Here is a 20,374-nt window from a genome sequence, read left to right as displayed (position 1 = left end):
GTTTGATGAACGGCTGGTCGCACCGCTGCGGGGCGGTCGTGGAGGCAGGGTTGGTCCTGCACGACGAACGAATGAACGAAGCGAATGAACGAACGGCCCGGGATGACTCCCCGGGCCGGGCCATCCACCTGCTGGGGGAACAACATGACGAAGCGTCTCGTACTGGCCGTGTGCACCGTGGCCGCGGTCTTCACCGCCGTCCTGACGGGGACCACCGTGGCGACCGCGCCGTCCGACACCGCCGCCACCCGGATCACGGCCGGCGACCAGCCCGTCGTGGTCGTCCCCCCGCCGTCGACGCACGGCGGCGGAACGGGAGGCTCGCGCCCGAAGCCCCCGACCGACACGTCCTGGGGCGGCTGACCGGCGCACACCACCCGGTGAACACACGGAAGGAGGCGCTCCCCCAGGGGGCGCCTCCTTCCGTGCATCCGGGTCCGGGAGCCCGGCCCCGTCAGTCCGCCGCCGGGGCGAGGACGACAACCGTCCAGCGGGCGTCGGCGGCGGGTTCGGCGGTACGCGACCAGCCGTCGGGGACGTACAACACCTCGCCCGCACGCAGGCGGTACCGGAGCGAGGCACGCTGCCCGTCGTCACCGGCGCCGACGATGTTCCAGGTGGCCGCGCCCGAGATCTGATGAACCAGCAAATGCCCGAGCGGCACACCACCGGGTGCGGACCGGGCCCGAAGTCCGGTCACGGCGGCGACCTGGACGGCAAACGCGTCCACATCGCACGCAGCCCCCGAATCCTCACCGTCGCCGTCGCCGAGGAGCGGATGGTCATGTTCCGGCCACAGGACACCCGGGGCGCGACCCAGGTGGAGCGCCACAAAAAGGGCGACCTCCCGCAGGTACGCTTCGGCCGGTCCGGCGGGTGGGTGGACGGAGGGCCGGGCCTGCGGGCGCCCCTCCGAAGATCCCGCCGCCCCGTCGAACGGCATGTCCATCGCGCACCCCTCAGTCCATACCTGGCGCACCGCGTCCGCCGTACGCACCAGGGCCGCACACCGCGACCCCGCCGGGGAAGCATCGCCCCTCACCCAGGACGCGTACCAGCCACGAAAACCCGTTCCCCAAATCCCGTGACACACACGACAAAGCCGCCCGCCCACTACGGGATCCGACGGCGAGCCGCTCGGCGGGGTGGGGCGTGCGGACGGTCTCGACGCGGCGCGACGGCAGCGCGGCGGAGCCGGTGGGGCCGGACGCGGCGCGACGGCCGCAGGCCCGTGACACAGCGGACGACCCCGCCGCGTGAGGGGACGACGAGCCGCGACCGGCCCACACCACCGGGCGACGGACAGCAAGGCCGGTTCCGGTCGGCGGGACGACCAGGCCGGTCCCCGGCGGGGCGACCGGGTCAGTCCCGCCGTCCGCGTGTCACAGGATCCGACGGCGAGCCGCTCGGCGGGGTGGGGCGTGCGGACGGTCTCGACGCAGCGCGGCGGCGGAGCCGGTACAGACGGGCGCGGCGCAACGGCCGCGGGCCCGTGACACAGCGGACGGCCCCGCCGTGCGACGGGACGACGGACCGCGACCGGCCCGCACCACCAGGCACCGTGACACACACGGCGAAGCCGCCCGCCCACCACGGGATCCGACGGCGAGCCGCCCGGCGGGACCGGGCCTGCGGACGGTCTCGACGCAGCGCGGCGGCGGAGCCGGTGCAGCCTGGCGCGGTGCGACGGCCGCAGGCCGGGGACGCGGCGGACGCCTCCTCCGTGCGACGGGACGACGGACCGCGACCGCCCCTGCACCACCGGGCGACGGACAGCGAGGCCGGTTCCGGCCAGCGGGACGACCAGGCCGGCCCCCGGCGGGGTAACCGGGTCGGTCCATGACGGGGCGACCCGGTCAGTCCGCGGCGGCCTCCGGGGCCACCGTTTCCGCCTCCGGGGCCACCCCTTCGCCCTCCGGGGTCGGACCTTCGCCCTCCGGGGTCGGACCTTCGCCCTCCGGGGCGGTCCCGTCGGCCTCCGGGTCGTCCAGTAGGCCGCGGGCCGCCGCTGCGGCTCCTGCCTGGAAGCGGCTGCCTGCGCCGAGTTCTTCCATGATGTCGGCGATGTGGCGGCGCGCGGTGCGCAGGGACATGCCAAGTCGGCGGGCGATGGCCTCGTCCTTCAGGCCGGCCGCGAGGAGCCGGATGATCGTCTCGTGGATCTCGCGGGCGACCTCCTCCAGCCCCTGGCCGACGGCGTTGGAGAACGGGGTGGCGTGGTCCCAGGTCTGATCGAAGATGTCGCAGAGGTACGCGACGGTGGCGGGCTCCCGGATCACCACCGCGCCCCAACTGCCATCCGGCACCGGGATGAACGCCAACTCGCGGTCGAAGGCGATGAGCCGGCCGAAGAGTTCGTGCGCGGTGCGGTACTGCGCGCCGAGCGCCGAGGCGGCTGCCACGTAGGCCTGGCTGGGGCCGTTGAACCGGGCGGTGTGGTGGTAGAGGCTGCGCATGGATATGCCCCTGCGCAGCATGGCCTCGTCCCGCCTCAGCGCTTCCTGCATCGCCTCGGGCACCCGGCTGCCGCCGCCGGGCTGACTGGTGAGGACCTCGCGACTGCACCGGTCCGAGGCGAGGTTCAGCGCGCCGCGCACGTCCTCGACGTTCTCCAGCACCTCCAACGCCTCGCCCGCGGAACGGCGTTGGAGGTAGTGGGGCATGAAGCGCCCGAGGTCCTCGCGGATGCGGCCGATGTCCCGCTGGCGGGCCCGGATCTCCTCCTCCAGCGGCGCGGCGAGGCGGGAGGCCGCGGTGTCCGGCGCCACCGCGAAGGCCCTGGATTCGCCCTCCGGGCTACGGTGCAGCAACTGGACGTCGAGCAGCCGCTCCACGCTCAGCCGGACCTCCTGCGGAGCGTGCCCGGTGCCCGCGGCGACGGCGTCCACCCCGATCGTCCGGTGCTCGAGCACCCAGCTATAGACGTCGAGGTCCACATCCTCGAGATCCGATGACACCCTTGCCCCATTTTGCATGCCTTCACCCCGGGTCGCTTTGCTGCCAGGCACCTTGGTGAGGCGCCGGCCCCCTGGCGTCAGGATAAGCAAGCCCCAAGGCTGCTCATGAGCAGCTTCGGCGGCAAGTCGGTTCAGGCGACGCCGCCATGGATCCGTGAAGGAGCAGAGTGAACACCGGTACGTCCACGAAGAAGAACGCGCCGACAGCGATGTCGGCCATGACCGTTCCCGTCGCCGCCCGGGAGCCCGCGCCCGAGACCGCCCCGCCGGCACCGCGTCCCACCGCGCTCTCGCCCCGCGAGCAGGAGGTCCTGGCGCACCTCGCGCAGGGCTGCACCTACCGGATCATCGCCCGCCGCATGGGGCTCAGCCCGCACACGGTCGACACCTACGTACGTCGGCTGCGCGGCAAGACCGGCTCGGTCAACCGCATCCAACTGGCGCACCTGGCCTTCCAGTTGGGGTACGGACCCGGCTACTGAGGCTACCGAGACTACTGAGCCGGGGCCTCGTCGAAGTCCCGGAGCCGGCGCAGCGGCGAGCACAGCAGGATCAGCGGGGTGGCCGTCAGCCCCGCCGTCAGGATCCACAACGCGCCGCGCACTCCCGCCAGTTCGCCGAGGGCACCGGCCAACAGGCCGCTCACCGGCAGCACTCCCCACACCAGGAACCGCATGGTGGCCGTCATCCGGCCGAGCAGGTGCGGCGGGCAGACGGTCTGCCGGTAGGCGACCTGGCAGATGTTGTACGTGGTCACGCCCGCCGACTGCACCAGCATGCCGAGGACGAACAGGCCCATCCGCCAGCCTTCCTCGGCCAGCGGGAGCAGCAGGCCGAAGGGCATGGCGGCCAGCAGGGACAGCCACGTCAGCCGGGCCGCGCCCACCCGGCGGGAGAGCCGCTGCGTGACGAGCGCGGCGAGGACCGAGCCGAACCCGGCCGTGGCGAGCACCCAGCCGACCGCCGCGGGCGGCAGGCCCACGGTGCGGGTCAGGAACAGCGTCTCCAGGGCGAAGATTCCGCTGAGGCAGAGGTTCACCGACGCGGTGCTGAGCGCGATCAGCCGCAACACGCGGTGGCCCAGGACGTGGTGGAGCCCTTCGCGGATCTCCGGCCAGAGGCCGCCGCGCCCGGCCGGTGCCGGGGCGGGCCGTTCCTCCCGCGCCTCGATGCGGCCCAGCAGGACCGCGGAGGTGAGGGAGGTGACGGCCTGCCCGGCCAGGGTGCCGGCCGGCCCGAGGCACTGGACGAGGAAGCCCGCCACGCCGGGACCGGCCAGCTCCGCCCCCGAACGCACGGTCTCCAGGCGCGAGTTGCCCTCGATCAGCGTCGAGCGGCCGACCAGGGTGGGCAGATAGCTCTGGTCGGCCACGTCGCCGAACAGCCGCGCGCAGCCCAGCAGCAGGGCGACGGTGTACAGCAGCGGCATGGAGTGGGCGTCCAGCAGCCAGGCCACCGGCACCGCGGTGAGCAGGACGGCCCGGGCCAGGTCGGCGGCGATCATGACGTCCCGGCGTCGCATCCGGTCGACCCAGGCACCGGCGGGCAGTCCGAGCAGCAGGAACGCGGCGTTCTCGGCGGCGGCGAGCAGACCGGCCTGCCACGCGGAGGCGTGCAGGGTGAGCACGGCGGTGAGCGGCAGGGCGACGTACGTGATGCTGTTGCCGAGTTCGTTGCACACGTGCGAGGCCATGAACCGGCGGAAGTCGCGCCGCTGCCGCGGGGAGGGCGCGGGACCGTCCGGTCCGGAGCCTGCGGAGGCGTTATCCGCTCCGACGGTGGGATCTGGCACGGCGGTGGGCTGGGACACGGGAGGGGTCCTTGTCTGGTGAGCGGCGGGCTGACGGTGGTTCAGACGAGTTCGGGGAGCGGCGGCCTCACAGCCACCGCCTCCGGGGGGAACGGATCCGGCAGGGCGCGTACGTCGAGCTTGCCGCCCGGGGTGCGCGGGAGGCGGGGCAGGACGCACACCCGGGCCGGGACGAGATGGCCCGGCGCCCGGGCGGCCACGTGCCGCCGCAACTCGGCGGCGTCCAGGGGCCGTCCGGGCGCGGCGGCGACGTAGACCGCGACCTGGGGCTCGCCCTGGTGCCGTACGGCGCGGGCGACGACGTCCAGCACGTCCGGGTGAGCGGCGACGGCGGTCTCGACCTCCTTGAGCTCCACCCGGTGGCCGCGGATCTTGACCTGGTCGTCGGCGCGGCCCAGGAAGCGCAGGGTGCCGTCCGGGGCGCGCCTGACCCGGTCCCCCGTCCGGTACATCCGCTCCCCCGGCGCGGCGGCGAACGGGTCGGCGACGAACCGCTCGGCGGTCAGGGCGGGCCGGTCGTGGTAGCCGCGGGCCAGGCAGGACCCGGCGAGGTACAGTTCGCCGGCCTCGCCGTCCGCCGTGCGCTTCAGTGCCTCGTCGAGGACGTAGGCGCGCACTCCCGGCAGCGGCACCCCGAGCGGGATGACCTCGTCGGCGGTGTCCGCGAGGGCTCCGGCGTGCGCCTCGTGGCAGGTGGCGGTGATCGTCGACTCGGTGAGACCGTAGGCGCTGGTCACGGGCGGTCCGCCGGCCGCGTACCAGCGGACCAGGTCGGCGGTGCGGCCCGCGTCGCTGCCTATGACCACGTGCCGCAGGGTGGGCGGCAGCGGCCGGGGCCGGCGTTCGACGTCCTTGGCCCACTGCGTCCAGTACGGGGTGGGCAGGTTGACGAGGGTGACGGCCCGTTCGGTGAGGAAGGGTTCCAGTTCGGCGGGCGAGACCACGTTGTCGTCGACGAACACGGCCGTGCCGCCGGTGCACCAGGTGGGCAGGGCCTCCTCCAGCGAGACGTCGAAGGCGGGCGCGGCGAACTGGAGCACCCGGTCCGCGGCGGTCAGGCCGTAGCGTTCGGCGAACACACCGGTCTGGCGGGCCAGGCCCGCGTGGCCGACGGCGACCGGCTTGGGCCTGCCGGTCGAGCCGGAGGTGAACAGGACGTAGGCGAGCGATCCCGGGGCGACGGCTGCCGGTTCGGGGGCGGGGCCCCGGTCGTCGTCGCCTCGGGTCGCCGCCCAGAACAGTTCCTCGCCGCACCGCCGCTGGAGTGCGGCCGCGGCCTCGTGGCCGGTGACGACCGCGTGCCGGGTGCCGGCGGCGGCCAGCAGGGCGCGCAGCCGCTCGTCGGGGGCGGCGGGGTCGACGAGCAGCGGCGCGGCACCGGCGTACCAGACGCCCAGGACGGCGACGGCCCAGTCGGCGCCCCGGCCCACCCCGACGAGCACGGTGTCCTCGGGGCCCGCGCCGGCGGCGCGCAGCTCCCCGGCGACGGCACGGGCCCGCCGGTCGAGCCGACGGTAGGTCAGGTCGCCGCCGGGTGCGCTCACGGCGGTCGCGTCGGGTGTCCGGGCCGCCTGCCGGGCGATGCGCAGCGGGACCGGGATGTCGTCGGGGCTCATGGGGGTCTGTCTCCTGGTCGGTGCGGCCGGGCGGGCGTCAGGCACGGTCACGGGCGCGCGGGCGCAGCGCCGGGCGGGCCGGGGCGGTCGCGGGGGCGGCTGTCAGACGGGCCGCGATGCCGGCCGGGGTGGGGGTCTCGAAGAGGTCGCGGATGGTCAGGTGCGCGCCGAGTTCGGTGCGCAGGCGTCCGGTCAGCCGGACGGCGAGGAGGGAGTGGCCGCCGTGGGCGAAGAAGTCGTCGTCGGGTCCGGCGGCGGCGAGGCCGAGGACCGCGCCGAAGTGGGCGCAGACCGTGGCTTCCAGGGCGTTCGCCGGGGCGCGGCCGGCGGGCCGTGCGAGGTCCGCCGGGTCGGGCAGGGCCTTGCGGTCGATCTTGCCGTTGGTGGTCAGGGGCAGGGCGGGCAGCGGCAGCAGCAGCGAGGGCACCATGTAGGTCGGCAGACTCCGGGCGAGCGCCGCACGGATGCCGTCGGCGTCCGCGTCTCCGGTGCACCAGCCGACCAGCCGCTGCTGTCCGGCGGCGTCCCGGTCCACGGTCACCACCGCGTCCCCGACGCCGGGCACGGCCCGTAGCGCGGTCTCGACCTCGCCGAGTTCGATGCGGTTGCCGCGGATCTTGACCTGGTGGTCCTGGCGTCCGAGGAAGTCCAGTTGGCCGTCGGCGCGCAGCCGGGCGAGGTCGCCGGTGCGGTACATGCGGGCGCCGGGTTCGGTGGCGAACGGGTCGGGGACGTAGCGCTCGCTGCTGCGGCGGGGCTCGCCCAGGTAGCCGGGTCCGACGCCGGTGCCCGCGATGAAGAGTTCGCCGGGGACGCCGGGCGGCACGGGCGCGAGCGACGGGTCGAGGAGGTAGAGCCGGTTGTTGCGCAGCGGCCTGCCGACCGGCAGCCGCCCCTGTTCGACCAGGCCGCCCACATCCCCTCGGGGGATGAAGGCGTGCGTGTTGTCGTCCGAGCACTCGGTGAGCCCGTAGGCGTTGACGATCGCCGCGTCGGGGTGGCGGTCGTACCAGCGGGTGCACAGGTCCGGCGGCAGGACCTCGCCGTTGACGACGAACCAGCGCAGCGCCGGGAGCGCGGGCCGGGGCACGCCGGAGTCCCACAGGTCGAGGGCGGCGCGCACGAAGGAGGGGACGGTCTCCATGACGGTGACGGCGTGCTCGGCGACGGCCGCGAACAGGGCGTCCGGGTCGCGGGAGGTGTCGCGGGAGACCAGGTGGACGCGGCCGCCGGTGATCAGCGGGGCGAGCATCTGCCACACGGAGATGTCGAAGGTGAGGGGCGCGTTCATCACCACCCGGTCGTCTGGGCCGAGCCGCAGGTCGTCGAGTTTGGCGAGCAGGTGGTTGTTCAGGCCGCGCCGGTGCACCATCGCGCCCTTGGGGCGGCCGGTTGATCCGGAGGTGAAGCACACGTAGGCCAGTGCGTCGCGTCCGCCGCCGTGCCGGGAGGGCTGCCCGGTCGGACGGCCGGGACCGTCATCAAGGACCAGCACCCGTACCGGATGCCCGGCGGCGGCCGCGATCTCCTCGGCGCGCGCCCGCTGTTCGGGCGCGGTGAGCAGCCACGGCACTCCCCCGGCGGTCAGCAGCCCGGCGGTGCGCGCGACGGGGCCGACGGGGTCGAGCGGGACATAGGCGGCCCCGGCGCCGAGGACGGCGAGGAAGGCGACGGGCACCCGGGCGGTCGGCTCGCCGAGGACCGCGACGAGAGCGCCGTCGTCCACGCCTGCCGCGCGCAGCCGGCCTGCGAGGGCGTCGGCGCGGACGACGAGGTCGGCGTAGGTGAGTTCGCGGCCCTCGTCGTCGGTGACCGCGACGGCGTCCGGCCGAAGTTCGGCCTGGCGCCGCACCCGGTCCGTCACCTCGGCGTACTCCTCGTCGCGGGCGGTGTCGTTGAACTCCACGAGCACGCGCCGCCGTTCGGCCGGCGACAGCAGATCGACCGCGCCGGCCGGGCGGGCCGGGTCGTCGGCGACGGCTTCGAGGAGGCGGGCGAGACGGTCCAGCAGGGCCTGCGCGTCGGCGGTGTCGAAGGCGTCCGGCCGGTAGTCGATCTGCAGGCGCAGCCGCTCGCCGGGGATCACGGTCAGGGTGAGCGGGTAGTGCGCCGCGTCGTGCGGGTCGACGGCGCTCACCCGCAGCTCGCCCGTGGACAGCGCGGCGAGGCCGGCGGCGTCCACCGGATAGTTCTGGTAGGCGACGCAGGAGTCGAACAGTTCACCGGCTCCGGCGGTGCGCTGGATCTCGGGCAGGCCCAGGTGGTGGTGGTCGATCAGCCGTGCCTGCTCGTCCTGGAGCCGGGTGAACAGGCCGACGAGCGGCTCGGTGCGGTCGACGCGGACCCGGACCGGCACGGTGTTGATGCACAGGCCCACGATGTCGGCGACGCCGGGCAGTTCGGCGGGGCGGCCGCTGACGACGGCGCCGAAGACCACGTCGTCGGAGCGGAGCCGGTTCGCGAGCAGCAGCGCCCAGGAGCCCTGGAGCAGGGTGCCCGGGGTGATGCGGTGGGCGCGGGCGAGGGCGGTGAGCCGCTCGGTGAGGTCGGGCGTGAGAGCGGTCTCGACGCGGTGCGGCAGCAGCGCGGAGTGGCCGGTGGAGACCGGCGCGGTGCGGCTGCCGCCGGCCAGCCCGGCCAGGGCCCGGCCCCAGGCGTCGCGGGCCGCGCCGGTGTCTCGGGTGCCGAGCCAGTCCAGGAACGACGCGTACGGCGTCACCGGGGGCAGTGGCGCGCCGTCCGGTCCGGCGTCGTGCAGGGCCAGCAGCTCGCGGACCAGCACGGGCCAGGACCAGCCGTCCAGCAGGATGTGGTGGTACGTCAGCAGCAGCCGGTGGCTGAGCGGTCCGGTGCGCAGGAGGGTGAGGCGCAGCAGCGGCGGCCGTGCCAGGTCGAAGCGCCGGGCCCGGTCCTGCGCCAACAGTGTCCGCACGGCGGCGGCCTGTCCGTCCTCGTCCAGCGCACGGAGGTCCCGCTCCTCCCACGCCACCCGCGCGTCCCGCCGCACGACCTGCGCGGGCTCGCCGGAGGCCCGCCGCAGGAACCCGGCACGCAGATTGGCATGCCGCACCAGTACGGCGTCGGCAGCCGCACGCAGTCGTACGGCGTCCAGCGGCCCCGACAGATCGAGCAGGAGCTGCGCCACGTAGACGTCACGCTCCCCCTCGTCGAACAACGCATGAAAGAGGATGCCCTCTTGCAACGGCGAGAGCGACAAGACGTCTTCGACCTTGGACGCGGCCGGGGGGACGGGGGGTGTCGGGGCGGGGGACCCGGGTTCGGAGGGGGCGGCGGACGCTAGTGCGGCCGTAGGTGCTGCGGAGTGGGCGGGCGGCGCGGCGACGGTCTCGCCGGACGCGGCGGAAGGGGCGGAAGCGGGACGGCTCACGGTGGTTTCCTGTGGTCGGTGGGCTGGGTGGTGGTGGGTACGTGGGGCGGGAGCGGGCTCGGCGGGGCGGGGCGAGGGGTCGGGTGATCGGCGAATCGACTGCTCAGCCGTGCGGGACGCGGAGGGCCGGGACTCGGCCACTGGTCGGGGACGACCGGCGAGGACCGGACCACTGCCCCCCGGCAGAGCCGGTCGGGCGTGAGCGGTAGGGCCCGACGGGACCCGCCCCGCGCCGCGGCCCGCCCGTGGGTCGCCCTCGGGTCGCCCTCGGGTCGCCCTCGGTTGGGTCAGGTGAGGGTGGGGCGGCGGGTTCGGCGGGCGACCGGGGGCTCGTCGGCGGGGGCGGTCGCGGCGGCCGTCGTCGCGGCCTCGGCGAGTTGGGCCACCGTGGGGCCCGCGAAGAATTGGCGGACGGTGACGGCGGCACCGAGCAGGGACCGCACCTCCGCGAGGAGACGGGTCGCGAGCAGGGAGTGCCCGCCCAGGGCGAAGAAGTCGTCGTGGACGCCGATCCGTTCCGCGCCGAGCAGCCGCTCCCACAGGGCGGCGAGCGCGCGCTCGGCGTCGTTCCTCGGTGCCTGGTGGAGCCGCTCCCCCGCGGCGGGCCCCGGCGCGGGGAGTGCGGCCAGGTCGGTCTTGCCGTTGGACGTCACCGGGAAGCGGTCGAGCACGGTGACCGTCAAGGGGACCATCCAGTCCGGCAGTTCGGTCCGCAGGTGCGCGCGCAGCGCCACCGGGTCGGGCCGCCTCCCCTCGGCGGGCACGGCGTAGCCGGCGAGGACGGGTCCGGCGGGGGTCGGGACGACGGTGACCGCGGCCCGGCCCACGTCCGGGTGGCCCGCGAGGACGTTCTCGATCTCGCCCGGTTCGATGCGCAGGCCGCGGATCTTGATCTGCCGGTCGGCGCGGCCGAGGTACTCGATCTGGCCGTCCGCCGTCCAGCGGGCCAGGTCGCCGGTGCGGTACATCCGGGTGCCGGACGGGCCGTACGGGCAGGCGGTGAAGCGTTCGGCGGTGAGCCCGGGGCGTCCCAGGTAGCCCTGGGCGAGACCGGCCCCGGCGATGTACAGCTCGCCGGTGACGCCGGGTGGGACGGGGGCGAGACGGTCGTCGAGGACGTGGAGACGGGTGCCGTCCAGGGGGCGTCCGATCGGCACCTGTCCGGCCGGGATCTCGCGCCCGGGGGCGAGGGGGAAGACCGCGGCGAACGTGGTGGTCTCCGTCGGCCCGTACGCGTTGGTCACGGTGGTGTCCGGGCAGTGCTCGCGGACCCGGCGGACGGCGGCCGGGGAGGCGGCCTCGCCGCCGGTCATCACCTCGCGCAGCGTGCCGAGCCGCTGCGGGCAGCGGTCGGCCAGCTCGTTGAAGAGCGTGGCCGTCAGGAAGGTGCCGGTGACCCGCTGTTCGCCGATGAGCCGGGCGAGGCCGAGTACGTCCAGGTCGCCGGGCGGGGCGACGACCACGAGCCCGCCGTTCAGCAGCGGGACCCACAGCTCGTAGGTGGAGGCGTCGAAGGCGTGCGGGGAGCGAAACAGGACCCGCTCATGGGCACCGCCGCGCCAGCGCCGGTCCAGGGCAAGAGCGACGACCTCCCGATGGGCAACGGCGACGCCCTTGGGCGCGCCGGTCGAACCGGAGGTGTACATCACGTAGGCGAGCCCGTCGGGACACCCGCCGACACGAGCCGACCGCACGGGAGCTGTCGGCACGACACTGTCGTCCCCACCGTCACCGGCACCCAGACTCAAGGCGTGCGGGACACCCAGGCCGACAGCGTCCGCACCCAAGCCATCGGCACCGGCGGCCCCGCCGTCACCGGCACCCAGCCGCAGGATGTGCCGCACGCCCAAGCCGTCCGTGTTCGTGCCGGGGGCGGTGATGAGGATCGACGTCTCGGCGGTGGAGAGGACCGCCGCTGAACGGGTGTGTGGTGCGCGGGCGTCCAGGGGTAGGTAGGCCGCTCCGGACTTCAGGACGCCGAGGCAGGCGGCGATCAGTTCCGCGGAGCGGTCCATGAGGATGGCCACCCGGTCGCCGGGGTTTACCCCGAGGGCGGCGAGGCGGGTCGCCACCTGGTCGGAGGCGGCGTCCAGTGCGCCGTACGTCGTCTCGTGGTTGCCGTGGACGACTGCGGGGCGGTCCGGGTGGGCGGCTGCGCGTTCGGCGAAGAGGGCGTGCACGGTGGTGTCGTGGGGCACGGCCGGCGCGCCCTGCCAGTCGGCCGTGACGGCGGCGCGCTCCTCCGGCGTCAGCAGGTCGTGGGTGGCGATCGGGGCGGCGGGGGCCGCGGCGACCGCGTCGAGGAGGAGGGTCAGGCGGTCCAGGAGCCGCTGGGCGGTGGCGGCGTCGAACAGGTCGGCGGCGTATTCGAGGGCGAGGCCGATCCCGGCCGGTCGGCCGTCGTCGGGGTCGTGGCGCTCGTCGATCTCGAGGGTCAGGTCGAACTTGGCGGTGGCGGTGCGCACGGGTTCCGTCCGGGTCCGCAGGCCGGGGAGGACCGGCTCGCCGCCGCTGTCCCGGCGGCCGGCGACCGCGATCTGGAACAGGGGGTGACGGCCGGGCGAGCGGGGCGGGTTGAGCCGTTCGACGAGGGCGTCGAAGGGCACGTCCCGGTGGGCGTGGGCGTCCAGGACGGCGTCGCGGACCCGGTCGAGGACGTCGGTGAACGCGGGGTCGCCCGAGGTGTCGGCCCGCACCACGACGGTGTCGACGAAGAGGCCCACGAGGTGTTCGAGTGCCTCGTCGTCGCGGCCGTCGACGGGGCAGCCGAGGGCGAGGTCGGTGCCCGCGCCCAGGCGGGTGAGCAGGGTCGCGAACGCCGCCTGGACGGCCATGAAGACGGTGGCGCGCCGGTCGCGGGCGAGACCCGCGAGCCGGGCGTGCGCGGCCGCGCCGGCCTCGGCGGTGACGACCGCGCCGCGGTGGGAGGCGACGGCGGGGCGGGGCCGGTCGGTGGGGAGGGTGTGCTCCTCGGGGAGACCGGCGAGCGCGCGGGCCCGGTGGTCGAGTTGTCGGCGGTGCTCGGAGTCGGGGTCGTCCGGGTCGCCGAGGACGTCGTGCCGCCACAGGGCGTAGTCCGGGTACTGGACGCGGAGTTCGGGCCAGTCCGGCTCGCCGCCGAGGAGCCGGGCGGTGTAGGCGGCGGACAGGTCGCGCAGCAGGACGTCGAGGGAGGCCCCGTCGCCCGCGATGTGGTGCAGGACGAGCAGCAGGTAGTGCTCCTGCGCGGCGTCGGTGAACAGGTGGGCGCGCAGCGGCGGTTCGGTGGCCGGATCGAAGGGCCGCGCCGCTGCCTCCCGCGCGCGGTGCGGGTGTTCGCGGGCCGGGCCGACGGTGACCGCGCAGGGCGGGGCGGTGCCCGGGTCGAGGACGCGTTGGTGGGGGACGCCGTCCTGGTGGGGGAAGACCGTGCGCAGGGCTTCGTGCCGGTCGGTCACGTCCGCGAGGGCGGCCGTGAGGGCGGCGCGGTCGAGGTCCCCGTACAGGCGCAGCCCCACCGGGATGTTGTGGAGGCCGTCGGGGTCGCCGTCGCGGGACAGGAACCACAGGCGGCGCTGGGCGTGGGACAGGGGGATCACAGCAGTTCTCCGAACTGGGCTTCGAAGGCGTCGAGTTCGGCCTGGCCGAGGCCGGGCAGGGACACGTCGGACGGGGTCAGTCCGGCGGCGCCGGGCTCGGACGCGTGCCGGACGAGCGCGCGCAGCACCGCGAACCACTCGTGGGCGAGGGCGTGCGCCCGGTCGGCCGGAAGGGCGTTGCCCGCCCAGGTCCAGGTGGCGTGCAGGGTGGGGCCGTCCGGGCCCTCGTGGGCGGCGGCGTTGACCTCCACGGCGTGGGCCATGGCCAGGCCGTCGTCGGCCTCGTCCAGGGCGAAGTCGTGCCCGGGGGCGGCGGCCCAGTCGGCGGTGTCGCCGAGGGGGAAGCGGCCGAGGTAGTTGAAGCCGATCTCGGGGACGCCGAGGGCCGCGAGGCCGGTGCGGGTGCGGCTGTTGGCGTGGCGCAGCAGGCCGTGGCCGATGCCGTGGTCGGGGACGGCCCGCAGGGTCTCCTTGACCGTGCGCAGGACCGATCCGGCGGCGGGGCCGCCCGTGCGGGCGTCGTCGAGGTCGGGCCGGCCGAGGTCGAAGCGGACCGGGTACACGGTGGTGAACCAGCCGACGGTGCGGGACAGGTCGGGGGCGCCCGCGATGTCCTCGCGGCCGTGGCCCTCGACGTCGACCAGGACCGTGCCGCCGTCCGCCGGGCCCGTCACCGGGCGTCGCCAGGCGAGGATCGCGAGGGCCAGTCCGGTGAGCAGGACGTCGTTGACGGTGCCGTTGACGACGCCGGGCACGACGGTGAGCAGCGGCCCGGCCACCTCCGGGGGCAGGGTGAGGGTGAGCCGGTGGTCCGCGGTCTCGGCGTCGAGCCGGTCCAACGGGCAGACGCCGCCCAGGGGTTCGGGTGCCGGGCGGAGCGTCTCGGTCCAGCGCGCCGCCTCGCCCATCCGGCGGCCGGAGGTGGCGTCGGCGCGCAGCAGGTCCGCCCAGTGCGCGAACGGCGTCGGCGCGGGTTCGAGGACGGCGTCCTCGCCCGCGGCGAGCCGCGCCCAGCAGGTGCGCAGGTCGTCCTGGAGGATGCGCCAGGACACGCCGTCCACGACCAAGTGGTGTACGACCAGGGCGAGTCGGCCCTGTCGGGCGGGGCCGCGGTCGACGAGTACGGCGCGCAGCATGACGCCGTCCGCCGGGGACAGCAGTCGCCGGGCGGCCCGGATCCGGTCGGTGGTGAGGGCGGGCAGTTCGGCGTCGGCGGCGTCGGGCGCGCGGAGGTGCTCGACCAGGGCGCGCGCGTCGACGGTGCCCGCCGGCGGCACGAAGCATCCCTCGGCTGCGGCGCCCGCCCCGCCGGGCACCGTGAGCCGCAGCACGTCGTGCGTGTCGAGCAGGGCCCGCACGACGCGTACGGCGTGCTCGGCGCCGAACCCGGCGGGGGTGCGGACCACGAGCGACTGGTGGTAGGTGTCGACGGGACCGGCGAGGCCGCCGAGCCACGCCATGATCGGAGTCGCGGCCAACGGGCCGGTGCGGCGCGGGGGTTGGGCGGGTTTCCCGCTCGCCCCGGGGCCGTCCGCCGCGCGGGCGCCGGCCGCGAGTGCGGCGACGCTCTCACTGCGCAGGACGTCACGGGTGGTGAGCAGCAGCCCGGCCGCCCGGGCCCGGCTGACGACCTGAATGGCCTGAATACTGTCACCACCGAGCTCGGTGAACCCGTGCCCCGGCCCGACGGCCTCGGCGGCCAGCCCCAGCACCTGGGCGACGAGACGCCGAAGGACGTCCACGGGACTGTCCGCGGGGCTGTTCGCGGCCGGGGCCGCCCCGGCCGGCGACGGGGGCGGGGGCGGCGAGCCGGGGCCGGACAGGTGTCGTACGGGCTCAGGCACGGGCCGGGTCCCCGGTGAGGGCTGCGACCAGGGACGCGGGACGCATGTCCGTCCAGTGCTGCTCGACGTGGTCGAGGCAGTCCTGGCGGCCGGCCGGGCCGTGGACCGTGGTCCAGCCGGCCGGGACGGGGAGGTCGGCCGGCCACAGCGAGTGCTGGAGTTCGTCGTTGCGGACGACGAGGTAGAGGGCGTCGTCGTTCTCGAAGGGGTTGCTCATGGCGGGTCTCCTGAATGAGTGGGTGGGTGGGTGGGGACGCCGTACGGGTCGGGTTCGTACGGCGCACAGTGGGATGGAAGCGGTTCAGTGAGCGGGGTGGCGGTGGGCGTCGACCGTGAGCCGGACCAGGGCCCGTGCCTCGTCCAGCGCCGCTGTCACCCCCTCGGGGCTCGGACGGCACGCGATGACGTGCCCGATCCGGTCGCCCGCGCTGCGCGCGCGCCGGATCGCGGTGCCGGGCGCGGCGGTGACGGTCACCGCCTCGACGCCGTCCACGGCCGCCGCCCGCGCCACGCCGTCCAGGGCGTCGAGGACCCCGTCGGCGTCGGCGAGCAGGAACTGGATGCCCGCGTGGGCCCCGTGGCCGGGTTTGAGGTCGGGCGGCAGTCCGATCGCGGCCTTGAGCTGCTGTTCGAGCAGGTCGACGCCGCAGGCCAGCCGGACGAGTTCGGGGATCATGCCGCCTGCGGGGCGCGGGTTGATCTCGACCACGGCCGGTCCCTCGGCGGTCAGCTTCACCTCGGTGTGGGTGGCGCCGAGCCGGATGCCGGCCGCGTCCAGGGCGGCCGTCACCGTCTCGGTGACCTGCTGCGCCGTACCGGCCGGGAGCGGTGCGGGGAAGAGGTGGCGGTGCTCCACGAAGTGGGGCGTGCCGGTGACGGACTTGGCGGTGATGCCGACGCATTCGGCCCGGCCGTCCTGGCTGAACATCTCCACGCTGTACTCGGGGCCGTCGAGGTACTCCTCGACGAGGACGGTCCGCGCGGTCGGCATCCCCCGGGCGTTGGTGGTGACGGCGAGGATCCGCTCGGTCTGGGCGACGGCCGCCGCCTCGTCGGCGCAGAGCAGGACGTTGACCGAGCCCGAGTCGTCGGCGGGCTTGACCACGCACGGCAGCCCGGTGCGGGCGACGGCGGCGGCGACCTCGCCGGGCTCGCGCACCACCGCGTACCGGGGCTGGCGCACCCCGGCGCGGTCCAGCAGCGCGCGCAGGGCCGACTTGTCGCGGCAGGCGGTCACCGCCTCGGGCGGGTTGCCGGGGAGGCCGAGCCAGCGGGCCAGCCGCGCGGCGGCGGGGACGTAGAAGTCGCTGGTGGTGGTGATCCCGGCGATCTCCTCGCGGCGGAAGCGGTCCTGGAGCACGGCCCGCAGCGCGGCGTCGGAGTTGGTGTCGCAGCGGATCACCTCGGCTCCGGTGGCCGCCAGCCCCCGGTAGCGGCCGGGGTCGCCGGTCAGCAGGACGGGTACGGTCTCGAGCCGGTCCCGTGCCAGGTCGAGGGCGATAATGCCGGTGCCGGTGGTGTTGGACTCGACGAAGACGAGGTGCCGGCGCAGGTCGGCGGGGGTGCGGTAGGACTGCCGGGACCAGGTCGTGACGGCGGTCCCGGCGGGTACGACGGCCGGCCGGTCGGCGGTCGGCAGGGCGCGCAGGTCGTGGTCGTCCCAGTGTTCGTCGCTGTAGACGGTGTCGGCGTAGCGGTCGCCCCGGTCGGGCAGGATGCCGACGATGCGGGAGCCGGGCTCGGCCCGCCGGGCCAGGTCGGTGAGGACGCGGTACACCGAGCCGGAGGTGTTGCCGCCGAAGATCTGCTGTTCGCGGGCGAGTTCGCGGGTGGCGGCGAACGCCTCGTGGTCGTTGAGCCAGTGGACCTCGTCGACGAGGAAGCGGTCGAGGTTCTTCGGCAGCAGGCTGTTGCCGAGGCCGCTCTGCAGCCGCTGCGGCACGTCGGGCTGCCCGAACAGGGCGCTGCCGACGCAGTCGACGCCGACGACGCGCACGGCGGGCAGGGTCTCCCGCAGCGCCCGGCCGGTCCCGCACAGCGAGCCGCCGCTGCCGACGGCGCCGACCAGGGTGTCGAGGTGGCCGAGGTCGTCGAGGAGTTCACGCGCGAGGTCGCGGTAGGCGCCGGGGTTGTCGGGGTTGGTGTACTGCTGGGGCCAGAACGCGCCGGGGAGTTCCGCCATCAGCTCGGCGAGCCGCTCCAGCCGGGCGGACTGCCAGCCGTGGCTGGTCATCGCCTCGACGATGTGCACACGGCAGCCCAGGGCGCGCAGTTTGGCCAGCGTGACGGGGTCGATGCGCGGGTCGGTGACGATGTGCACGTCGTGGCCGAGGGAGCGGCCGACGAGGGCGACGCCGAGCGCCATGGTGCCGGAGGAGCTCTCCACCACGGGGGCGTCGGGGCGCAGGATGCCGAGCCGTCTGGCCTCCAGGACGATGTTGCGGGCGACCCGGTCCTTCATCGCGAACAGGTTCTGGAGCTCCAGCTTGGCGTAGACCTCCACCCCGCGCTGCGCGCCCAGGCGCAGCCGGACGAGCGGCGTGCGGCCGATCGCGTCGGTCAGCGTGTCGAACAGCATGCTCAGCTCTCCATTCGGTGGGCGGTGCGGGCGGTGGCCGGCGGTGCCGGGTGCGGGCCGGGGGCCCAGTCGTCGTCGGCGCCCAGGGCACGGTGGACGGACACCTCGCCGCCGAGCGCGGCGCAGCCGGCGCGGATGTGCTCGGCCTTGTCGTCGAGTTCGGGGTCCTGGGCGTCGAGGAGGACGCCGAGCAGGGTGCCGCTGTGGGCGAGGACCAGGCCGTGGCCGTCGACCTCGCGGCACAGGGCGCGCAGTTCGGCGAACCCGGTGCGGGCGCGCCGGCGGCCGTTGAGTTCGGCGCTGCGGGTGGTGACCTCGCCCACGGCGGGCAGGTCGCTTGTGGCGACGGCCCCGGCCAGTCGGTCCAGGAGCCGGGCGTACTCGTGCCGTTCGGCGGTCCCGATCGCCTTCGCGGTCCGGTTGTGGGCGACGGTGTCGACCTGTCCGCCCTCGTCGTGGGCGACGAGGGCGAGCGGGGGCAGCGTGCCGAGTCTGCGGCCGAGCCGCACGGCCCGGTGGTGGAAGCAGACGATCTCGTCGTACATCACGCCGTCGGCCGGTTCGACGCCGCGCAGGAACGCCTCGGTCTGCGCCGGGGTGAACGTCCGCCCGAAGGCGGCGCCGACGGCCCGTACGGTGGCGACGAGGTCGGCGGAGGAGCTGGCCATGCCCTTGCCCTCGGGCAGGTCGCCGCCGAGTTCCAGCAGCCCGCCGCCGGTCTCGCCGAGCGCGGCCAGGACGGCCTCGGCGACGCGCCGGGACTTGCCCTTGTGCCCGGGCGCGACCCGCACCGCCCGCCGCTCGGGGGCGGGCCGGAAGACGGCGGTGGCCCAGCGGGCCAGCGGGAAGGTGACCAGGAAGTCGCTGTCGGGGGCGGGCAGAGCCCCCTGGAGCAGCTCACCGAAGGTGCCGAAGGCATGCCCGGTCCCGGCGCGCGGCGCGACGTCGAGGACGGGGGCGGAGGCAGGGGCGGCGACCAGGCCGCTGGGCGAGACCGGCGGCATCAGTGCTCCCCCGCCCGCGCCAGACGACCGGCTCCCGCGCCGACCGCACCTTGGGGCACCGGTGCCAGTGCGCGGGCCGTCTCGGCGGTACCCGCGCGCACGGCCTCGGACCGCCGCTCCCAGGCGGCGCGCAGCTCCTCGTGGGCGTCGCGCTGGGTGCGCAGCGCCTCCCGTACGGCGTCGGGGCGGGCCGAGCCGTCGGAGACCAGGCGGTCGAGGCCACGGTCCACGTCGAAGGCGTCGGCGAGCAGTCCGGTCGGGTCGGCGAGGGTCAGGACGTGTTCGGCGGCGGCCCTGGTCAGCAGGTCCGGCTCGCCGGGGTGGGGCGCCGCCCCGGCCCCGGCGGCGCTCACGATGTACTTCCCGGCGACGACCTGCGCGGTCCGCCACGGCACGCCCTCGGTGAGGGTGAGGGCGTTGGCGAGGCTGAAGCCGCCCAGGTACTCGCGCTCGCACACCGCGCGCATGCGGTCGGCGCGGAAGCCGATCCGGCGCATCACCTCGGTGAGCAGCCGGACCGTGCCGTGCGCGGAGTCGAATGCGGCCAGGACGTGCGTGCCGGCCTCCTTGGAGACCTCCACCAGGTTGCAGAAGGGGGTGTTGCGCTGGCCGAGCAGGACGTCGGCGTGGAAGGCGGTCAGGTGGGCCGTGCGGCCCCGGATCCGTTCCAGGACGGGGTAGTTCTTCTTCTGCGGCATCGCCGAGGAGATGCCGGACAGCTCGTCGGGCAGCTCGATGAAGCCGTACTCGCTGCCGCCCCAGGTGAGCAGGTCGGTGGCGAAGCGGCTCAATGCCGCGCCGAGCAGGCTGAGTTCGGCGGTGGCCTCGGCGCTCCAGCGGCGGGAGGCGACCGCGGTGAGGGCGTTGGGCTGCGGGCGGTCGAAGCCGAGCATGCGGGCCATCCGGACGCGGTCCCAGGGCAGTTCCTGTCCGGCCATCGCCCCGGCGCCGAGCGGGCAGGCGTTCATCCCGTCGTACGTGTGCAGCAGCCGCCGCTGGGTGTGCAGCAACTGCTCGGCGAGGGCGGCGAGATGGAAGCCGGGGGTGATGATCTGCGCGGCCTGGAAGTGCGTGTAGCCGGGCATGGGCAACTCGCGGTTCTCCTCGGCGCGTTCGAGGACGACGGAGCAGAGGTCCAGCAGGGCGGCGGCGAGCCCGGCGACCTGGTCGCGGCCGAACATCGCCTGCGCGCAGGCCTGGAGGTCGTTGCGGCTGCGGTCGACGTGCCAGCGCGCGATGGGCGCCGGCAGTCCGGCCTCGACGTGCCGTTCGAGCGCGAACGCGATGTCGGACATGTTGGCGTCGGGCCGGGCGGTGAGGGTCTCGGGGCCCACCTCGTCCAGAAGAGCGGCGACGGAACGGGACTCGCCCGCGCTGAGCAGTCCCATACGGGCGTACTCGGCCGCCAGGGTCTTCTCGATGGCGGTGTAGTGGCCCAGCAGATGGCGGATCTCGAACCGGAACTGCGGGGCGAGCACTTCGTCATGCAACAAATCACTCGGCCCGCCGCGAATGCGGCCACTGAGTCCGACGGCGGGCGCCGGTGGCTGGCTCGTCACTGTGATGGTGTCCGTTCCGTGGGGTGCGGTGGGTGGGTGG

General features: G+C 75.2%; 13 protein-coding genes. 2 read left to right on the top strand and 11 right to left on the bottom strand.

Annotated features, from left to right (window positions below; translation table 11 throughout):
- Nucleotides 1-144 precede the first annotated feature (144 nt).
- Entirely contained in the window at nt 145-363 is a 219-nt protein-coding gene (locus tag BMZ82_RS00570; RefSeq protein ID WP_093770434.1) for a hypothetical protein, read from the top strand.
- 91 nt (nt 364-454) lie between these two features.
- Here the strand turns inward: BMZ82_RS00570 and BMZ82_RS00565 are convergent, their stop codons facing one another.
- Nucleotides 455-949 (bottom strand): hypothetical protein, encoded by a 495-nt coding sequence (locus BMZ82_RS00565; RefSeq protein ID WP_093770432.1) that lies wholly within the window; start codon nt 947-949, stop codon nt 455-457.
- A 907-nt stretch (nt 950-1,856) separates the two neighbouring features.
- Nucleotides 1,857-2,957 carry a helix-turn-helix transcriptional regulator gene (locus tag BMZ82_RS00560; RefSeq protein ID WP_256251695.1) on the bottom strand — a complete coding sequence of 367 codons (1,101 nt, stop codon included), beginning with the start codon at nt 2,955-2,957 and terminating at the stop codon, nt 1,857-1,859.
- Nucleotides 2,958-3,124: 167 nt separating this feature from the next.
- Here BMZ82_RS00560 and BMZ82_RS00555 point away from each other — a divergent pair, with 167 nt between their 5' ends.
- The gene (locus tag BMZ82_RS00555) at nt 3,125-3,439 is read left to right on the top strand and encodes a response regulator transcription factor (protein ID WP_256251694.1); all 315 of its coding nucleotides are present in this window, start codon (nt 3,125-3,127) and stop codon (nt 3,437-3,439) included.
- An 11-nt stretch (nt 3,440-3,450) separates the two neighbouring features.
- Here the strand turns inward: BMZ82_RS00555 and BMZ82_RS00550 are convergent, their stop codons facing one another.
- The 9 genes from BMZ82_RS00550 to BMZ82_RS00510 all read right to left on the bottom strand — a co-directional run bounded on the left by BMZ82_RS00550 (nt 3,451) and on the right by BMZ82_RS00510 (nt 20,265).
- On the bottom strand, nt 3,451-4,767 hold the full coding sequence (locus tag BMZ82_RS00550) for an MFS transporter (RefSeq protein WP_218158998.1): 1,317 nt from the start codon (nt 4,765-4,767) through the stop codon (nt 3,451-3,453).
- A 41-nt stretch (nt 4,768-4,808) separates the two neighbouring features.
- The gene (locus BMZ82_RS00545; RefSeq protein WP_093770428.1) at nt 4,809-6,383 is read right to left on the bottom strand and encodes an amino acid adenylation domain-containing protein; all 1,575 of its coding nucleotides are present in this window, start codon (nt 6,381-6,383) and stop codon (nt 4,809-4,811) included.
- A gap of 37 nt (nt 6,384-6,420) precedes the next feature.
- Nucleotides 6,421-9,771, bottom strand: coding sequence for a non-ribosomal peptide synthetase (locus BMZ82_RS00540; RefSeq protein ID WP_143098806.1), 3,351 nt, complete (start codon nt 9,769-9,771; stop codon nt 6,421-6,423).
- Nucleotides 9,772-10,058: 287 nt separating this feature from the next.
- The gene (locus tag BMZ82_RS00535; protein ID WP_177244316.1) at nt 10,059-13,349 is read right to left on the bottom strand and encodes a non-ribosomal peptide synthetase; all 3,291 of its coding nucleotides are present in this window, start codon (nt 13,347-13,349) and stop codon (nt 10,059-10,061) included.
- Complete coding sequence (locus BMZ82_RS00530) at nt 13,346-15,193, bottom strand: condensation domain-containing protein (RefSeq protein ID WP_093770422.1); 1,848 nt, start codon at nt 15,191-15,193, stop codon at nt 13,346-13,348. The genes BMZ82_RS00535 and BMZ82_RS00530 overlap by 4 nt, the downstream gene beginning before the upstream one ends.
- Nucleotides 15,186-15,410 (bottom strand): MbtH family protein, encoded by a 225-nt coding sequence (locus BMZ82_RS00525; RefSeq protein ID WP_093770420.1) that lies wholly within the window; start codon nt 15,408-15,410, stop codon nt 15,186-15,188. Before BMZ82_RS00525 ends, BMZ82_RS00530 begins: the two co-directional genes overlap by 8 nt.
- An 84-nt stretch (nt 15,411-15,494) precedes the next feature.
- Nucleotides 15,495-17,771 (bottom strand): pyridoxal-phosphate dependent enzyme, encoded by a 2,277-nt coding sequence (locus BMZ82_RS00520; RefSeq protein WP_093770418.1) that lies wholly within the window; start codon nt 17,769-17,771, stop codon nt 15,495-15,497.
- A gap of 2 nt (nt 17,772-17,773) precedes the next feature.
- On the bottom strand, nt 17,774-18,775 hold the full coding sequence (locus BMZ82_RS00515; protein WP_093770416.1) for a GHMP family kinase ATP-binding protein: 1,002 nt from the start codon (nt 18,773-18,775) through the stop codon (nt 17,774-17,776).
- Nucleotides 18,775-20,265: an argininosuccinate lyase gene (locus BMZ82_RS00510; RefSeq protein WP_371270792.1), complete on the bottom strand. Its 1,491-nt coding sequence runs from the start codon at nt 20,263-20,265 to the stop codon at nt 18,775-18,777. The genes BMZ82_RS00515 and BMZ82_RS00510 overlap by 1 nt, the downstream gene beginning before the upstream one ends.
- Nucleotides 20,266-20,374: the final 109 nt, after the last annotated feature.

It is taken from the genome of Streptomyces sp. yr375, from assembly GCF_900110755.1.
GTDB lineage: Bacteria > Actinomycetota > Actinomycetes > Streptomycetales > Streptomycetaceae > Streptomyces.
Note: the sequence above shows the minus strand (reverse complement) of the source record. Positions and strands in the feature narration are given on the sequence as shown.